This is a genomic window from Frankia sp. R82 (assembly GCF_023716925.1).
GTDB lineage: Bacteria > Actinomycetota > Actinomycetes > Frankiales > Frankiaceae > Frankia.
On the sequence record NZ_JAMQQG010000291.1, the window covers coordinates 19,536 to 36,657 of the forward strand.

The following is a 17,122-nucleotide window of genomic DNA, read 5'->3' on the forward strand; positions in this document are numbered from 1 at the left end:
CCGATCTTCAATGGACCGTCAACCCGGGATCGGGCGTCAGGTGCAGTAGCGGATCGCGTCCGCCGAGCGTGCCGCGGGAGGCGAGCACCGCAAAGCGGGCGAACAGCTGCTCGCTGTACCAGCCGACCTCCGGGGTGCGCCGCACGACCTCGGCGTGCGCCGGCCGGCCGTAGGCGAACCGCCGCAGCGCGGCGGTGTCCCGCCAGAGGCTGAACGTCCCGGTCAGCCCCACCGGGGCCTCCCCGATGCCGGCCGAGAACATCAGGCCCTCGGCCTGGGCGAGGTCGGCGACCACCGCCGGCACGGCCCGTCGGAAGGTGAGGGTGTGGCGGGGAGCGAGCCGGGCCCGGGTGATCACCGCGATCCGGCTGTCGTCGGGGGCGGCGGGCCAGTGCGCGGCGGCCGGGTCGCCGAACGGTTCGCGGCGCGACCACCGGCCCCGCGACGACACCGGATGCAGATCGATGCGCCAGCGTTCCTCGGCGAGCGCCGCCCAGGCCCGGATCGGGGCGGAGCGTTCGAACGAGCGCGCTGCCGACGGGGTCTCCCAGACCGCGACCATCGCCCACTGCCGCGGGTCGGCTCCGCGCATCCCGAGGCTGCTCGCCGCCCCCGTGCCCAACAGCTTGGCGAACCGCAGCCCACTGATCTGGCGCAGGGCCGAACGGTCGGTGGCCACTCGGGCCACGGCATGCCCGACGCGGCGGCGGGGAACCCGCCAGAAATCGACCGTCACCAGCGGTGCGCCGGCCCCCGCCGGGCCGGGCGGACTGGTCGTGCTTGTTCCGGTCACCCGCGCATCTCCTCCGATCCGCGTACCCGCATCGACGTCAGGCGCAGCAGGTCGTCGTGGACCGTGCCGTACTTGCGGGTGAAGGCCGCGGCCACGGTCTCGGCCCCGTCGTTGCCGCGTAGCGGCACCACGCGCCAGTGCCCGTCGGCTCCCAACGGATGGGCACCGACCGGGGGCAGGGTGGCGATCAGCCCGTCGGGGCCGCCGCGCAGCAGCTCGTGCAGCTCCGGGGAGTGCAGGTAGACGCCGCTGTCGATGCGGACGTAGGCGCAGCGCAGGTCGAGCAGGTCGGCGTCGGCCGGAGACACCCGCAGGGGCACCCGCAGGTAGTCGTCCAGCGAGATGCTGCCGGGCGGGGCCCACAGCCGGTCGAAGTACTGCTCGACGAACTGGACGAGGGTGGAGGAGATCGTCGCCTCGTGCTGGGTGGCCGCGGACGAGGAGACCCCGACCGGGAAACTCGACACCAGTGCGCCGGTGTCCCACCGGTGGAAGCTGGCCAGCGGCTGCTCCGCGTAGAGGCGTACCCCGAGCCGGGCCTGCCCGACCGGGTCGAGTCGGGCCCGCAGGTCGGCGAGGACCTGCAGGTTCATCCGGATCAACGCGGCCACGTCGACGCGGTGCGCGAGGTCGGCGGCACGGTCGCGCGCCGCCCGGGAGTCCGGGTCGAGCAGCAGGATCTGCACGATGGCGCCGGCGGCGACGGCGGTCTGCAGGGCGTTGGCGAAGGTGTCCCGGTATGGCGCGATGACCAGGTCCGTCCAGGTGTTCAACACCCGTACGCTGCGCCGGGAACCCGCGACCCGGGCCGCGAAACCCGCCGGGTCGAAGGCGCCGAGCAGCCGTCCACCGGTGAACTGGGCCGGTTCGACGGCCATCGGCGCGGACAGCCGCCGTTCGGCCGCGGCAAGCTCCGTGGACCCGCGTTCGCGCAGCAGGGTGACGGCCTGCTGCCAGGACCGCCGGGCCGCGGGCTGGTCACCGAGCTCCGCGAGGATGTCCCCGCGGCGGACCAGCACCCGCGGCTCCCACACCGGGTCGGGCAGCTCCGCGAGCATCGGCAGGCACTCGTTGTAGGCGGTCAGCGCCTGCTCGGGTCGGTGCTGGTACCGGTAGAGGTCGCCGAGGCGGCGCTGGGCCTGGGCCTGCAGCGGACGGCTGGCCAGTTCCCGTGCGATCATCAGGCTCAACGTCAGGCAGGTGATGGCGTCGGGGAGTTCGCCGCGGTCGCCATGTGCCATGGCCAGGCTCACCAGGGTCTCCGCCTCCGCCCGGCGGGCACCGGTGCGACGCATCGTGGCCAGCCCCGCCTCGAAGTGCTCCACCGCACTGGTCTGTTCCCCCCGGCCGCGGCAGGCGCTGCCCAGCCCGCGCACGGCCCGGGCCTCGCCGAGCTCCGCCCCGAGTCCGGCGAGGATCTCCCGGGCCCGGCTGAACCGTGCGGTGGCCAGGGCCAGATGGTCGGCCGCCCGCCGGTCGACGGCCACGGCGGGCTGCCCTCCCGGATCGCTGCCGACGGCATCCAGCCGCCAGAACGCCTCCTCGAAGGCCAGGGTCATCTCCCGTTCGCCGAGGTTGGTCAGCAGCTCCGCCTCGGCCTGCCGGTCGCCGCCACGCCGGGCCGCGGCCAGGCCCAGCTCGTGCGAGCGGTCCCAGTCCGACCAGTGCGCACCGAACAGGTAGAAGTCGGCGGCCTCGGCGGCCAGCAGCCAGGTCGGTTGATCCAGGCCCGCGGCATGGGCCTGTTCCATCAGGGCGAGCAGGTTCGACCGCTCGGCGGCGAACCAGCCCAGCGGCCGGTGCGTCAGCTCGGCGAGCGCGGTGCCACCGGTGCTCTCGGGTCCGCGGGCGATGATCCGGGCCGGGACGTCCCCGATCGGTTTCAGTGCCGGCACCCCACCGGGGCTGAAGGCGCCGACCGCCGCACGCAGCATCACCAGATAGGCGTACAGCACGCGCTCGAGCGCCGCAGCGTGTTCGGCCGGAAGACGCACCGGCGCCGGGGCGGCGCGACCCGCGACCGTGGTTGCGGTGGGGACGTCGCTGTCGGTGATATTCCGGTTGCCGCCACCTTCGGGTCGTCCCCCACCCACGGAACCGCCCGCGGGGGACGGCCCGGTCGGCTGCCCGGTCGAGGGTCCGGGTGCCGACTCGGCCGCATGCTCGGCCAGCTTTTCGCGGGCGAACACGCGTAGCAGGTCGTGGAAGCCGTATCGCTCGATGCCGCTGGGGTCCGGACCGCGCCGTTCCAGCAACTGCGCGTCGACGAGCCGGTCAACGATGTCCTCGGCCTCGTCCACCTCCACGCCCAGCACCGCGGCCGCGGCCCAGGCGGTGAAGTCGCTGACCGCCGGCAGCGCGAGCAGGCGGAACGCCGGCTGCTCGTCCGGGCGCCGGCCGTCGTAGCTGAGCTGGAAGCTGGCCCGGATCTCCAGGTCGCCGAGCTCGAGCCAGGACAGCCGGTTACGCTCCGCCTCGAGACGCTTCACGATCCGCGACAGCCGCCAGTACGGGTGTGCGGCGAGCTTGCGCCCGGCGATCTGGATCGCCAGCGGCAGATAGCCGCACAGCCCGACGATGTCGCGGGCGGCCTTCTCCTCCATGGCCACCCGCTCCGCGCCGACGACCCGCTCCAACAGCAGCACCGCGTCGTCCGGGATCAGGACATCCAGCACCCGGCAGGGCATGGTCAGCCCGGACAGCCGTGGCCGGCTGGTGACGAGCACCGCGCAGCCCGGGCTCGACGGCATCAGCGGGCGCAGCTGCGCCTCGTTCTCCGCGTTGTCGAGGATGACCAGCACCTGGCGGGTGGACAGCAGCTGCAGGTACATCTCGACGAGATCGTCGGGGTCGGCCGGGACCGCGGCCCGACTCACCCCGAGGGCCTGGACGAACCGGATCAGCACCCGGGTGGGTTCAAGGGGTCGGCTGGTGCCCCGCAGGTCCACGTACAACACGTCGGTGAAGTGCGCGCGGACCTGGTGTGCGACGTGCACGGCCAGCGCCGTCTTGCCCGTCCCGGCCTTGCCGGCGAACGCGATGGCCACCGTGCCCCGGGCGAGCGCCGCGGAGTCGGTGAGCAGGGCCAGCGCGTGGGCCTGCAGGGTGTCCCGCCCGGTGTACTCCTCGATGTCCGGCGGCAGGGAGCTGCCCCCGCGGGTGGGCGCTGTCACGACGGCAGGCCGGTGCAGGGACCGCGGCGGCCGCCAGGTCAGCGACGGTGCTCCCCGCAGCACGTCCTCCTGCATCCGCCGCAGCAGCGGGGACTCCAGTCCCAGCTCGTGTCGTGCCGACAGTCCGGCCTGGCAGGCCCGGTTGGCCTCGTCGACCCGACCGTCGCGGTAGAGGGCCAGAACCAGTTCCCGGCACAGCCCGTCATCGGTGGGATGCCGGGCGACCTCCATCTTCAGTTCGCCGAGGATCTCCCGATGCCGGCCCAGGGCCAGGTCCGCGGCGATTCTGGTCTTGGTCACGTCCAGCTGCAGCTCGGTGAGCGCGCTGACGTAGCTGTGCGCGAACGGATGGTCCGCCACATCCGCCAGCGACGGCCCGCGCCACAGTGACTGGGCCTCCTGCAACGGGGCGATCGCGCTGACCGGGTCGCTGTCCTCCAGCGCGCGCCGCCCCTGCGCGAGCAGCAGACGGGCCCGGTGCGCGTCGATCTGTTCCGGGCGGACGTCGAGTAGGTATCCCTCACCCTGACGTTGCAGGACCCGGTGCTCGGAGCCTGGATCGATGCGGCGCCGCAGTTCACTGACGTGGGTACGCAGCGTGCCCTGTGCCCGCTCCGGCGCGGTGTCCCGCCAGATCGCGTCCAACAGCCGGTGCGTCGGCACGACCCGGCCGACCTCGAGCAGCAGTACGGTCAACAGCACCTTGCGCTGGGCACCACCGATCGCCAGCGGAACTCCGGCCACGGTGAGCTCCAGCGGGCCGAGGATCGCGAACCGCAGACTGTCGCGTTCGGGCATCGGGTCCTCTCGTCCGGTTCGCTCGCTGGTCGGCCGGAGGTCACCTGCGACACCGAGCGATGAATGTCTACCGCAGCGTGCGCCGTAAGAGGGCGGGCCGGCAACCATCGATTTGACCCGGCCGATGTCGCCTGTGCGTCACAACCGTGCCACGAGCGTGTCCAGACCGGGCGCGACCGGGCTGACAAAGGTCTCTCGCAGTGCTCTGACCATGGACTTTTCCCATTCCTGCCGGCGGACTCCCGGTGGTGCGCCGGAGCCGTCGCTCAGATCAACGAATTCTCAACGGCGGCGGTTGAAGCGGCCGGAACGGTCTGTTGATCCCGCGGGCGTGCACTTGTCCCAGACGACATCGCGAGGACGACGGGCGACCGGTGGGACCGGTCCTGCCGCGGAGGTGAGACGTACAGATGGTCACGACGAGGAGCACGACGCCGCGGACCACGAGGACGGGGAGCCCGGCGCACGACCCGCTGGGCGTGCTGCCCCGGCGGGCCGGCGGCCTCCCCCACGAGGTGGCGCTGAGGACCGCTCCGGGCAGCCACGGGGGCGCGGTCCGGCAGGTGTGGATCGAGGCGGACGAGGCCGGGGTGCTCGCCGACTGGGACGAGTGGGACCGCGTCGAACTGATGGCGGCGGGACGTCCGTTCGTGCTGGAACGCGACCTGGACGGTCGAGGGGTGCGGCTGGTCGAGCCGATGGGGCGCGACCCGGTCGCCGCCTTCACCCCGGCGCGGGTCGGCGGCCAGGTGCTGCTGGCGGACGGGACGGTGCTGCGCTGGCTCGAGCCGACCCGCGCGGTCTTCGAAAGTGGTCTGGTGGGTTACCGGGGCGTCAACATCATCCGGTTCGCCATGGACGGCACGGCGCTCGTGCTCGCCGCGCTCGACCTGACCGAGCCGCCGCACCCCACCAGGGCTTCGCTGCCCCGCCGGCCGTTGCAGGCCACCCGGCCGGCATGGTCAGCCCGGCCGGCGAGGGTGGGGGCGGGGTCGGCGGACGTGGGTTCGGGGGATACCCGTCGGGGGGATCTCCCGGACCCACGTCGGGGCTGGCGGCCCGATCTGGTGGCACTGCTGGTGCTGAGCTGGTTCGTGCGGCTGCTGGAGGTGCGGCCGACCCCGCCCGCCGAGGTTCGCTCAGGTGTTCGCCACCTGGGTGTTTGACGAGCCCGCCCGGCGCCAGCTACCTTTCCCGTATTCGAACTCGTGTTCGAGATCGGGGAGGGTGTCGTGGCGCTGGAAAGGTCTCCTGGCGGGATCCCTGGCAGGGGTCCCGCCAGAGCTCCAGACGAGGTTCGCACGGGGCGGGCGGCCCGGGCGGAGGGGACGTGGGCCGGGGCGCCCGAACGTGCCCTGCTGCCGGCCGCCGGGCTGCCGCGCCGCTCGCGGGACGAACTGCTCGCCGCAGCCCGGCGGGGTCTCGGTGAGGCGGAGTACACCCCGCACACGCCGCAGCGGTACGCCCAGGCTCATCTGGCCGCCCTGCGGGCGGCTGCCGCCGTGCTGGCCGATCGGGCCCGCCCTCGGCCGGGGCGGCGTGGTCGGCCGTTGAGCGCCTGGTGCCTGCTCGTGCGGGTGGCCCCCGAGCTGGGCGAATGGGCCGACTTCTTCGCGGCGGGCGCGGGGCGCCGCGCCGCTGCCGAGGCCGGGCTGAGCGTGGTGGGTCGCCGGGAGACCGACGACCTGATCCGCCAGGTCCATCTGTTTCTGGGCGCGGTGGAGCGGGCACTGGGGCTGCCGTCCCAGCCGGTGCTGGCCGGCAGCGGGCCCGCTGCCCCGGCGTCGCAGGGCTAGTCGGCCGTGGTTACTCCGGCGGCGCTGACCGCCCGGCAGGATCTCGCCGCCCTGCGCGAGATCGCCCAGGTTCCGGCGCAGCGGTCCGGGCCGGCCGGCGAACGTCTGGTGCCGGTGGTGCCCCCCCTGGCAGCTCTCCTGCCGCAGGAAGGCCTGCGCCGGGGGTCGACGGTCGCGGTCACCGGTTCCGCCTCGCTGGTGCTGACCCTGCTGTGCGGCCCCGCTCAGGCTGGCGGGTGGTGTGCGGTGGTGGGCTTCGCCCAGCTTGGCCTGCTCGCAGCGGCCGAGTCCGGGATCGCGCTGGAGCGGCTCGCCCTGGTGCCGGTGCCCGGGCCGCGTTGGCCGGTGGTCGTGGCCACCCTGCTCGACGCCATGGATGTCGTGGTGGTCTGCCCGCCGGCGTCGCCCGGCGCGGCCGGCCGGCGGCTGATGGCCCGAGCCCGTGAGCGCGGAGCGGTCCTGGTCGCCGTGGGCGCCTGGGAGGGTGCCGATCTGCGCCTGGCCGCCCTCGAACGGCGCTGGGAGGGGGTCGGCGCCGGGCACGGTCACGTGCGGGTGGGCCACCTGTTGGTGGAGGTGTCCGGGCGGGGCGCGGCCCGCCGGCCCCGCCGCGCCTGGGTGGCCGTCACCGGGTCGTCCGACACCCGGTCGTCCGACACCGAGTCGGCCAGCATGGAGTCGGCCAGCATGGAGTCGGCCAGCAGAGAGTCGGCCAGTGCCCGGCCGGTCGATCGGGGGCCGACCGTGACGGTGCGGCTGCGCTCGGCCGGGGTGGCCTGATGCCGGTCCGGATGCTGGCCGTGCACTACCCGGCCTGGTCTGTCATCGCCGCCGGGTTCGCGGCGGATCTGCCGGCCGCGGTGCTGGTTGCCGGGCGAGTCGTGGCGGCGACGCCCGCCGCTGCTCAGCTCGGGGTCCGCTCCGGGCTGCGCCGCCGGGAGGCACAGGCCCGCTGCCCGGAGATCACCCTCGTGGCGGACGATCCGGGCCGGGCCGCCCGGGTCTTCGAGCCGGTGCTGGGCGCCGTCGAGTCGGTGATCCCCGGGGTGGAGGTGCGGGCAGCAGGCACCTGCGTCGTTCCGATCCGCGGCGCCGCCCGGTATTTCGGAGGGGAAGACGCCGCCGTCGCCGAGGTCCGCCGGGCCTTGACGGGAGCCTGGCCCGCCATCGTCCGCCAGGCCGGCCGCGGGCCCGAAACGGCCACGGATGTCGAGGTCGGAGTCGGTGTGGCCGACGGGCCGTTCGCGGCGCAGCTCGCCGCCCGTGTCGATGCCATCGTCCCGGTCGGGGATACCCCGGCGCTGCTTGCCCCGCTGCCGGTGGGCCTGCTCGCCGACGCCGAACTCGTCGATCTCCTGCGCCGGCTCGGCCTGGAGACACTGGGTGCGTTCGCGGCGCTGCCGGCCGCTGCCGTCGCCGAGCGGTTCGGCCCCGCCGGCTCATGGGCGCACACCCTTGCCCGCGGGGCCGATCCCCGGGCGGTGACTCCTCGGGAGCAGCCCGTCGATCTCGGGGTCGCCACGGCTTTCGACCCTCCGGCCGACCGGGTCGAGCAGGCTGCCTTCGCCGCCCGCCGCCTCGCCGAGGCGGTCCACGAACTGCTGCGTACCGCGGGGCTTGCCTGCACCGGTATCCGCATCGAGGCGACGACCGACCGCGGCGAGCGGCACACGCGGATCTGGCGCCACGACGGCCCGTTGTCCGCCGCGGCCACCACCGACCGGGTCCGCTGGCAGCTCGACGGCTGGCTGACCAGCACGGCCACGGTCCCCGCACAGCTGCCGGGCGTGCCGCCGTCGCCCGAGCAGCGGGGAGTCGCGGCGGGTCTGGTGCACCTGCGGATCGAACCGGTAGGGCTGGTGCCCGCCGAGGGTCGCCAGCTCGGTCTGTGGGGCGAACCGGGTGCGGCCGCGGCCCGGGCCGGGCGGGCTTTTGCCCGTGTGCAGGGTCTGCTCGGCCCGCAGGCGGTGCTCACCGCGGTCGTCGAGGGCGGGCGCGACCCCGTCGACCGGATCAGGCTCGTCCCGTGGGGGGAACCCCGGGTGGCCGGTGGCCTGGACCGGCCGTGGCCCGGGAGGCTGCCCGCGCCTGCCCCGACCCTCGTGCACTGCCCGGCACTCGCCGCAGAGGTGCTCGACGAGGCTGGTGAGCCGGTACGGGTCAGTGGTCGCTGCACGGTAACGGCGCCCCCCGCACGGCTGGCCATCGGTGCGGAACAGGCCCAGGCGGTCACCGGATGGGCCGGGCCCTGGCCGCTCGACGAACGCTGGTGGGAGCCGGACGCCCGGCGTCGGGCCCGCTTTCAGCTCCGCGTGGCGGACGGCGGCGCGTACCTGCTCGCCCTGATGGGCGGTCGCTGGTGGGTGGAGGCCTCCTATGACTGATGTCGGTGCTCTGACGGACCTCGGTGCTCCCGACGGCCCGCGGACAACGGGCCCGCGGCTGGTCGAGCCGGACGGCGGGGACGCACCGGCCTGGTCGCGTCGTCGTGTACCCGGTCAGCTTCCGCAGGAGGGCCGGCCCGGCCCGGGCGGCCCCCAGACGCCCTATGCGGAGCTGCACTGTCATTCCGCCTTCAGTTTCCTCGACGGTGCAAGCCAGCCGGAGGACCTGGTGGAGGAGGCGGTGCGGCTCGGGCTCTCGGCGCTGGCACTGACCGATCATGACGGGCTCTACGGGGTGGTCCGGTTCGCCGAGGCTGCCCGGGTGGTGGGGCTGCCCACCGTGTTCGGAGCGGAGATCTCCCTCGGCGCGAGCACCGGCCGGGCCGGCGAGACCGACCCAAGCGGTGACCATCTGCTCGTTCTCGCCCGTGATCCCGAGGGCTACCGGCGGCTGTCCCGGCTGCTTTCCGACGCCCACCTGGCCGGTGGCGAGAAGGGCCGCCTGGTGGCCCACCCCGAACAGTGCGCACAGGCGGCCGGCGGCCACTGGCAGGTGCTCACCGGCTGCCGCAAGGGCACGGTCGCCCGGGCCCTCGCCCGCGGCGGCCCGGCGGCGGCCGGTGCGGCTCTGACCGAGCTGGTGGCGCTGTTCGGCCGAGGCAGTGTGGCGGTGGAGATCACCGACCACGGCCATCCGGACGAGACCGATCGCAACGACGTCCTGGCCGCGCTGGCACAGGCCGCGGGGCTGCCCCTGGTGGCCACCGGCAACGTCCACTACGCGGTGCCCGGTGCGGCGCGGCTCGCCGCGACGATGGCTGCGGTGCGGGCTCGGCGCAGCCTCGATGAGATGGACGGGTGGCTGCCGGTGACGGGCAGCGCCCATCTGCGCTCCGGGGCGGAGATGACCACCCGGTTCGCCCGGTACCCCGGCGCGGTGGAACAGGCGGCGCGCCTGGGCGCCGAGTGCGCCTTCGACCTGCACCTGGTCGCGCCGAAGCTGCCCGACTTTCCCGTCCCGCCGGGGCACACCGAGGCCAGCTGGCTGCGGCTGCTGACCATGCAGGGTGCGGCGCGCCGCTACGGCCCGCCCGGGTGGGAACGGGTCGCCGGGGCCTACGACCAGCTCGCCCATGAGCTGACCCTCATCGAACAGCTCGGTTTCCCGGGCTATTTCCTGATCGTCCACGACATCGTCGAGTTCTGCCGGCGGCACCGGATCCTCTGCCAGGGCCGGGGGTCGGCGGCCAACTCCGCGGTCTGCTACGCCCTGGGAATCACGGGGGTCGACGCGGTCTCCTTCGGTCTGCTGTTCGAGCGGTTCCTCGCCCCGGAACGGGACGGACCGCCCGACATCGATCTGGACATCGAGTCCGGGCGGCGGGAGGAAGTGATCCAGTACGTCTACCGACGCTATGGGCGCTCCCGGGCCGCGCAGGTCGCCAACGTGATCACCTATCGGCCGCGGTCGGCGGTCCGGGACGTGGCCCGGGCACTGGGCTTCTCCCCAGGCCAGCAGGACGCCTGGTCCCGTCAGCTCGACCGGTGGTCCCTGCCCATCCAGCCGGTCCAGCCTTCCGGGCCGGTCCAGTCCACCCGGCCCGTTGCCGGGTCGGAGCATGACATTCCGTCCGCTGTCATCCGGTTGTCCGAGCAGCTGCTGGGGTTCCCCCGGCACCTGGGCATCCACTCCGGCGGGATGGTGATCTGTGACCGGCCGGTGGGGGAGGTGGTACCGGTCGAGTGGGCCCGAATGCCCGGGCGCACGGTCATCCAGTGGGACAAGGACGACTGCGCGGCCGCCGGCCTGGTCAAGTTCGACCTGCTCGGGCTCGGCATGCTCGGGATGTTGCACCGGGCGTTCGATCTCATCCGCGACCACCACGGCCGTGACCTGGACCTGTCATCCATCCCGCCGGAGGACCCCGCCGTCTACGACATGCTCTGTGCGGCCGACTCCATCGGGGTGTTCCAGGTGGAGAGCCGCGCGCAGATGGCGACGCTGCCCCGGCTGCGGCCCCGCCGGTTCTACGACCTGGTGATCGAGGTCGCGCTGATCCGGCCCGGCCCGATCCAGGGCAGATCCGTGCACCCCTATCTGCGTCGGCGCAGCGGCGCCGAGGCGGTGACCTACCCGCATCCGTTGTTGCGGCGCAGCCTGGCCAAAACGCTCGGTGTCCCCCTGTTCCAGGAACAGCTCATGCAGATGGCGATCGACATCGCCGGGTTCTCTGCGGCCGAGGCGGACGAGCTGCGCCGGGCGATGAGCGCCAAACGGTCCGCAGCGCGCATCGAGCGGCTGCGCGGTCGCCTCTACGACGGGATGGCAGCCAGCGGCATCACCGGCGAGCTTGCCGACGACCTTTACGCCAAGCTGTCGGCCTTCGCGAGCTTCGGGTTCCCCGAGAGCCACTCGGTGAGCTTCGCGCTGCTCGTGTACGCCAGCTCCTGGATCAAGCTCTACTACCCGGCGGTGTTCTGCGCCGCCCTGCTGAACGCGCAGCCGATGGGCTTCTACTCGCCGCAGAGCCTGGTCGCCGACGCCCGCCGGCACGGTGTCGAGGTGCTACGGCCCGACCTCAACGCCTCGGCGGCGCAGGCAAGCCTGGTCGGGGCGCCACCGCGGGTCCGGCTGGGGCTCACCGGGGTGCGGCGGGTGGGCGGCGAGCTGGCCCGGCGCATCGTCGAACGTCGCATGGCCGACGGTCCCTACGCGGACATGGCGGATCTCGTCCGCCGGGTCGGGGTGTCCGTCGACCAGCTGGAGGCGTTGGCCACCGCGGGCGCGTTCGGCTGCTTCGGGCTGGCGCGGCGCGAGGCACTGTGGGCGGCGGGCGCGGTGGCGCAGGCCCGGCCGGACCGCCTGGCCGGCATGGTCTTCGGCGCTGACGTCCGCACCGTCGCCCCGTACCTGCCGGGGATGAGCGAGGCCGAGGAGTCGTTGGCCGACCTGTGGGCGACCGGGATCACCCCCGCCGGGTACCCGACCCGGTTCCTGCGGGAACGGCTCGCAGCCCAGGGGGTGACCACCGCCGCCGGGCTACAGGCGGTGACCGCGGGCCGGCGTGTTCTCGTCGCCGGCATCGTCACCCACCGGCAGCGTCCCGCAACCGCGGCTGGGACCACCTTCGTCAACCTGGAGGACGAGACCGGTCTGGTGAACGTGATCTGCTCGCCGGGCCTGTGGACCCGCCACCGCACGGTAGCCCGGACCGCCACGGCGCTCGTGGTGCGCGGGCGGGTCGAACGGGCCGAGGACGTGGTCAACGTGATCGCCGAGCGGATGTGGCCGCTTTCGGTTTCCGTCCCCCGCCAGTCCCGGGACTTTCGGTGATCAACATGCCACGACCCGATGCACTGTGTAACCATCACTCGCTATCAGTTACCTGTCTGGGTGCTGTCGGTGATGAAGTGGGAGTGCGTCGATGCGGGATGTACGGGTGCTGCGCGAGGTACGCATCCTCCGGGACACGCGGATCTCCCGGAACGCGCGGGTACTGCGGCACGCCTGGGGGCTGTCCGTGCTGGGGCTCTCGGTCAGCGGGCTCGTGGTGGGTGTCGCGATCGGCCTCACCCTCGGCCGCTGATTCCCACCACCGGCGGGCGGGAGTCGACTCATGATCGAGAATCTTGTGCCGGCGCCCGGCGCCGGCCCGGACGACGGTGGGGTCGACCTGCGTCAGGCGGCGGTCTGGCCCGGGATCTGGGCGCTGCTGGCGGACGACCGGATCCCGGGGCGGGAACGCCCCGGCCCCGAGATCGGTGTCAGAGCCGGCGATGGGGCTGGCGGCCGGGTGGGGTCATCGACGCCTCTGGTCGTGGACGCCGGTGGCGGCAGCGGCGGGTTCGCCGTGCCGATCGCGGCGGCCGGCTACCCCGTGATCGTCGTCGATCCGTCTCCCGATGCGCTTGCTGCGCTGCGACGACGGGCGACCGAGCGTGGCCTCGGTGATCGGATCACAGCGGTGCAGGGCGACCTCGGTGATCTGGGCGCCCTTGTCGGGAACGGTCGGGCCGACCTGCTGCTGTGCCACTCGGTCCTCGACGTCGTGGACGACCCGGCCGCCGCGCTCACCCAGGCACTGCGGGTGCTGCGCCCAGGCGGCGGGCTCAGCCTGCTCGTCGCGGGGCAGGCCGCCGCGGTGCTGCACCGGGTGCTCGCCGGGCGCCTGGACGAGGCCCTCGCCGCGTTCGCCGGCGAGGCGGGACGGGTACCTCGGCCGGCACGGCGGTTCTGCGTCGCCGAGGCCGTCGCACTGGTGCGTGCGGCCGGCGGAGAGGTGCTTGACGTGCACGGAGCGAGGATCTTCGCCGACCTGGTGCCCGGGGAGCGGCTGGCCGACCCACGGGTGCTCGAGAGCCTGCGCCGCCTGGAGCTTGCTGCCGCCCGACACGAGTCGTACCGGGATCTCGCGGCCCACCTGCACGTCCTCGCCCGCCGTCCCGGCCCGACACCGGCCCAGGGCTGACCATGATCCAGGGGCGGATGGCGGTGGGCGGCGTCAGCCGGGCAGGCACGATCCTGCCCGGCCGGGTGGAGCTCGGAGCAGGTTGCCGACGGGCTTGTGCCCGGTTCGGGGTGGGGGTCCTCGGCTCGCCTGCCTGCCCGAGGGGTCGGGGCATTCCGGCGGATCCGGTGCGCCCGGTCGGTTCGGGCCTCCGATCGGGACGTCCGAGGGCAGGCGGGAAGCATGAACGGCCTGGCTTCGGGCACCGCAGGAAGAGAAGGGAATGGCGCGGTTCCGGCTGTCATGACGGGTTGCCTACCGCAGTCGCCCCGGCATGCCTATTCTTGGTTGTGCGGACCCGTCCCTGCGGGTCTGAGGTCGTGGGAGGAGCGTCGATGCCGCTCTCGGAAAACGAGCAGCGCCTGCTGGAGCAGATCGAGCGCGCTCTCGTCGAGGATGATCCGAAGTTCGCCAGCGCCGTCCGGTCGACGGAACCTCGCACCTACCTGCTGCGCCGGGTGCGCCGCAGCGCGGTCGTCTTTCTTCTTGGGCTCGCGGTTCTGGTGGTCGGCGTCGTGCTCAACCAGGTGCCGCTGACGGTGATTCTGGGCATCCTCGGGTTCGCGATGATGCTGTTCGCCGCCCTACGCGGAGCCGCCGACCTGAGGCGGATCAGCGGCCGGGAGACCGGCGGGCGTCGTCCAGCAGGCCGAGGGCGCGGCGGGAAGTCTCGGTCCCGTGCCAGGGCACCGTTCATGGAGCGGGTCGAGGAGCGCTGGCGTCGCCGCTGGGAAGATCGCCCCTAAGTCATCCCGGGGGTCCGGAACCGCCGGGTCCCCGGCGCAGCCTTTCCGGGTGTGCAGCCTTTCCGGGTGTGCGGCCTTCAGGCCCGGAGATGTCAACGGCGGGAGCCGGCGGTTGCTTCGGGGCGGGTGGTGTCCGCTGGTTGCGGATCGTGGCTGTCGGCGGACGAGGGGGACCGCCCGGTTGCGGCCCCGGCGTCCGGAGTGGGCGGCCGAGGGCTGGGCCGGGCGCCGCGGTTCAGTACTGACGCCGGTGCCAGGCGGCCCATGATCCGCCGGCCCCGCGGTGCGACCGACCACAGGGTGTCCGTCGCGATGATCACATCCCTGGTCACCTCGGCCGGCGGGGGTGGCGCGGCAAGCTCGGGCGGAGCGTAGCGGGCGCGTTCCTCGGCTGCCGCGAGCCGTTCGAGCGCCTCGCGGGCCTGTTGGTACCTGTGAGCTGGCGAAGCATCGGGGTCCAGGTCGGACCCGCCGGCACCGCCTGCGTCCGCGATGCCGTCCGCACCCCCGGCGCCGGTGGCACTGCTCGTTCCGGGGGCACTGCTTGTCCCGGGCACACTGCTCGTGCCGGGGGTGATGCTGGCGGTATGGGGGGAGCCGGCGTCGGTGGCTGCGGCGGGTTCGGCGTCCAGATAGCCGGTCAGCCGGGCGATGCCGGTCCGGGGGGAGTCGCTCGGGCGGATCGTCAGGCCCAGGTCGGCGGCGACGTCGAGCAGTTCCGACCAGGCGTCGTGCACCAGGGCCGCCGATCCCTGCGCGTCACCGCCGGGCCCCGCACCGCCGGCGTGACGGCCGGGGCGCAGCCGGGCCCGCCGACGCCGCAACCGGATCAGCCCGGGCAGGGCCAGTACGACCAGCAGCGGGCCGGCGCCGACGAGCAGCACGAGCATCCACCAGGGCAACCCGCCGGCGTGCGTGTGGGCGGGGGCGCCGTTGCGCGCACCCGAGGTTCCGTTGGTGGTTGTGGGGGTCGGTCCCGCCGTCGGGTTCTGCTGATCACCGGTGGTCGGGTTCGGCTCGGGGGCGATCTGCGACTGCGGGTCGGGTGCCAGACTGCCGCCGTCCGGATCCTCGACGCCGGCGGGGGCGTAGGACGGGGTGGTGGTCGCACCGTCTGCACGGCGGGTGGGCTCGAAGCCGATCCAGCCCACCGACGGAAACCACACCTCGGGCCAGGCATGTGCCTGCCGGTTGGTGACCAGGTAGCTGCCGTCCGGCTGGCGTTCACCCGGCACGAAGCCGATCGCGACGCGCGCGGGCACGCCAAGCATGCGCACCAGGACTGTCATCGCCGAGGCGAACTGCTCGCAGTAACCGCGATGGGTGTCGAACAGGAACGCGGACAGCGCTCCGTCCTGCGTGGTGGGTGCGCCCTGCAGGTCATAGGTGAACAGCGGCCCGCGCAGGTACTCCTGGATCGCGTAGACCTTCTCGTAGGTGGTGGTGGCGCGCTGGGTGAGCGTGGCGAGCAGGGTGCGCAGCCGACCGTCGAGGTTCGGTGGCAGAACGGTGTCGACGGCCAGATCCGCGGGCGCCCGGCCGTTCGCGGCCTGCAGCTGCGCCCGGGTCGGGTCGGGGCTGACCGCCTCGACCTGGTAGCGCACGCCGACCGTCGAGGTCCGGGTGGAGAAGATCGTGCCGGTGGGGTTGGCGAGCCGCCAGTCGCCGGCCAGTCCCTTGATGCTGGTGGGGATGCCGGGAACCGGCAGATACAGCTCGTTGAACCGGTCGCTGATCGTGATGTCGGCGCTGGACGTGGTCGTCGTCCCGCCGAGCTGCGGTTTCGGTAGACCGGCACTGACCCGGTCGTCGCGGGTGGCATTGAGGGCTCGCAGCGTGAACAGCTGGCCGTCGAAGTTCTCCAGCGCGGTCAACCGCAGGTAGCGGGGAGTGTCGGTGGTCACGTGCAGCAGCGGGACGGTGGCGTCGGCGTGCAGCTGCTGGCTCACCGAGACGATCGGCTGGACGACGCTGGCCGAGCTCGGCCCGTCCCCGGCGCCGTAGCCGCTGCGCCGGGAGACCAGACCGGAACCGTCCAGGGACGGCAGTCCCAGCGGCAGCGTGACCGCGACGATCAGCGCGGCCAGCGACACCCCGAGCGCGGTCACGGCCACCCGGGGGCGCAGCGGTTCACTGGCCGGCCCGGCTTCACCGGCAGCCGTGAACGCGGAAACCGGCCGTCCCCACCGGCCGATCGCGAGCCGCCCGTCGAGCAGCAGCAGTGCGACGAAGCTCACCGCGCCGAGTCCGAAGGCCAGGGGACCGACCCCGCCCGGCAGGATCGCCGCGGACACGGCATACAGGGCGAGCAGCGGCAACCCGCCCAGCGTCGGACGCTCCAGGCTCACCACGATCAGCTCGACGAGCATGGTGGTGAGGTAGACGCCGAGCACGATGAGCACGACCAGGCCGGGCCGGTGCGGGACGGGGGTGGCCAGCCGGGAGATGTCCGAGCTGCCGTCGGCGATGAGACCACGCAGGGTGCGCACGGTCAGCGGGGTCGGGATCACCCCGGCCAGCGCCGTGCCGCGGGCACACAGCACCGTCACCGTCACCGCCATGCCGGCAAGGCTGACCAGCAGGCCCACCACGGTGGGTAGCCGCAGCAGCCGACTCGTCGTCGCCGTCGCCACGGCGACGACCACCGCGATCACCACCGGGACCAGCCACCACCGGGTGCCGTCGAACAGCCGGGACAGAGCGCTGGACGACACCAGGCAGGCCATCGTGGTGATCGCGGTGGGTGCCAGCCGGGTGTTCACCGGCTCACCGCCGCGCCGCGTCGCGCCGACGTGTCGCGCAGCCCCGCCGCGACCGCCGGACCACTCGGACCGCTCGGATCACCGCGACCGTCCGCATCGAGGTGACCGTCCGCGCCGGCCGGTCGGCTCACGGCCTCCCGACCGGCCCACGAGGTCGCACCG

11 protein-coding genes are annotated in these 17,122 nt (G+C 73.6%); 8 read left to right on the plus strand and 3 right to left on the minus strand.

The features are described 5' to 3' along the window. Nucleotides 1-7: 7 nt before the first annotated feature. Both ND747_RS22655 and ND747_RS22660 read right to left on the minus strand, forming a co-directional pair. On the minus strand, nucleotides 8-793 hold the full coding sequence (locus ND747_RS22655) for a spheroidene monooxygenase (protein ID WP_251736183.1): 786 nt from the start codon (nucleotides 791-793) through the stop codon (nucleotides 8-10). After that, entirely contained in the window at nucleotides 790-4,764 is a 3,975-nt protein-coding gene (locus ND747_RS22660) for a BTAD domain-containing putative transcriptional regulator (protein WP_251736184.1), read from the minus strand. Before ND747_RS22660 ends, ND747_RS22655 begins: the two co-directional genes overlap by 4 nt. A gap of 410 nt (nucleotides 4,765-5,174) precedes the next feature. On the opposite strand from ND747_RS22660, the gene ND747_RS22665 reads away from it, so the two are divergent. The 8 genes from ND747_RS22665 to ND747_RS22700 all read left to right on the plus strand — a co-directional run bounded on the left by ND747_RS22665 (nucleotide 5,175) and on the right by ND747_RS22700 (nucleotide 14,198). Beyond that, nucleotides 5,175-5,930: a hypothetical protein gene (locus tag ND747_RS22665; RefSeq protein WP_251736186.1), complete on the plus strand. Its 756-nt coding sequence runs from the start codon at nucleotides 5,175-5,177 to the stop codon at nucleotides 5,928-5,930. 66 nt (nucleotides 5,931-5,996) lie between these two features. Beyond that, nucleotides 5,997-6,560 carry an SAV_6107 family HEPN domain-containing protein gene (locus tag ND747_RS22670; RefSeq protein ID WP_374216301.1) on the plus strand — a complete coding sequence of 188 codons (564 nt, stop codon included), beginning with the start codon at nucleotides 5,997-5,999 and terminating at the stop codon, nucleotides 6,558-6,560. A 6-nt stretch (nucleotides 6,561-6,566) separates the two neighbouring features. After that, nucleotides 6,567-7,340 carry a hypothetical protein gene (locus tag ND747_RS22675; RefSeq protein ID WP_251736188.1) on the plus strand — a complete coding sequence of 258 codons (774 nt, stop codon included), beginning with the start codon at nucleotides 6,567-6,569 and terminating at the stop codon, nucleotides 7,338-7,340. Beyond that, nucleotides 7,340-8,944 (plus strand): DNA polymerase Y family protein, encoded by a 1,605-nt coding sequence (locus ND747_RS22680; RefSeq protein WP_251736189.1) that lies wholly within the window; start codon nucleotides 7,340-7,342, stop codon nucleotides 8,942-8,944. Before ND747_RS22675 ends, ND747_RS22680 begins: the two co-directional genes overlap by 1 nt. Continuing rightward, nucleotides 8,937-12,278, plus strand: a complete 3,342-nt coding sequence (locus ND747_RS22685; RefSeq protein ID WP_251736191.1) for an error-prone DNA polymerase — start codon at nucleotides 8,937-8,939, stop codon at nucleotides 12,276-12,278. Before ND747_RS22680 ends, ND747_RS22685 begins: the two co-directional genes overlap by 8 nt. A gap of 91 nt (nucleotides 12,279-12,369) precedes the next feature. Then, nucleotides 12,370-12,531: a hypothetical protein gene (locus ND747_RS22690; protein WP_251736193.1), complete on the plus strand. Its 162-nt coding sequence runs from the start codon at nucleotides 12,370-12,372 to the stop codon at nucleotides 12,529-12,531. Nucleotides 12,532-12,561: 30 nt separating this feature from the next. Then, nucleotides 12,562-13,413, plus strand: a complete 852-nt coding sequence (locus ND747_RS22695; RefSeq protein WP_251736194.1) for a methyltransferase domain-containing protein — start codon at nucleotides 12,562-12,564, stop codon at nucleotides 13,411-13,413. Between the two features lie 374 nt (nucleotides 13,414-13,787). After that, nucleotides 13,788-14,198, plus strand: a complete 411-nt coding sequence (locus ND747_RS22700) for a DUF3040 domain-containing protein (protein ID WP_251736196.1) — start codon at nucleotides 13,788-13,790, stop codon at nucleotides 14,196-14,198. A gap of 92 nt (nucleotides 14,199-14,290) precedes the next feature. On the opposite strand, the gene ND747_RS22705 is transcribed toward ND747_RS22700, so the two are convergent. Next, on the minus strand, nucleotides 14,291-16,960 hold the full coding sequence (locus ND747_RS22705) for a DUF3488 and transglutaminase-like domain-containing protein (protein WP_251736198.1): 2,670 nt from the start codon (nucleotides 16,958-16,960) through the stop codon (nucleotides 14,291-14,293). Between the last annotated feature and the right edge of the window lie 162 nt (nucleotides 16,961-17,122).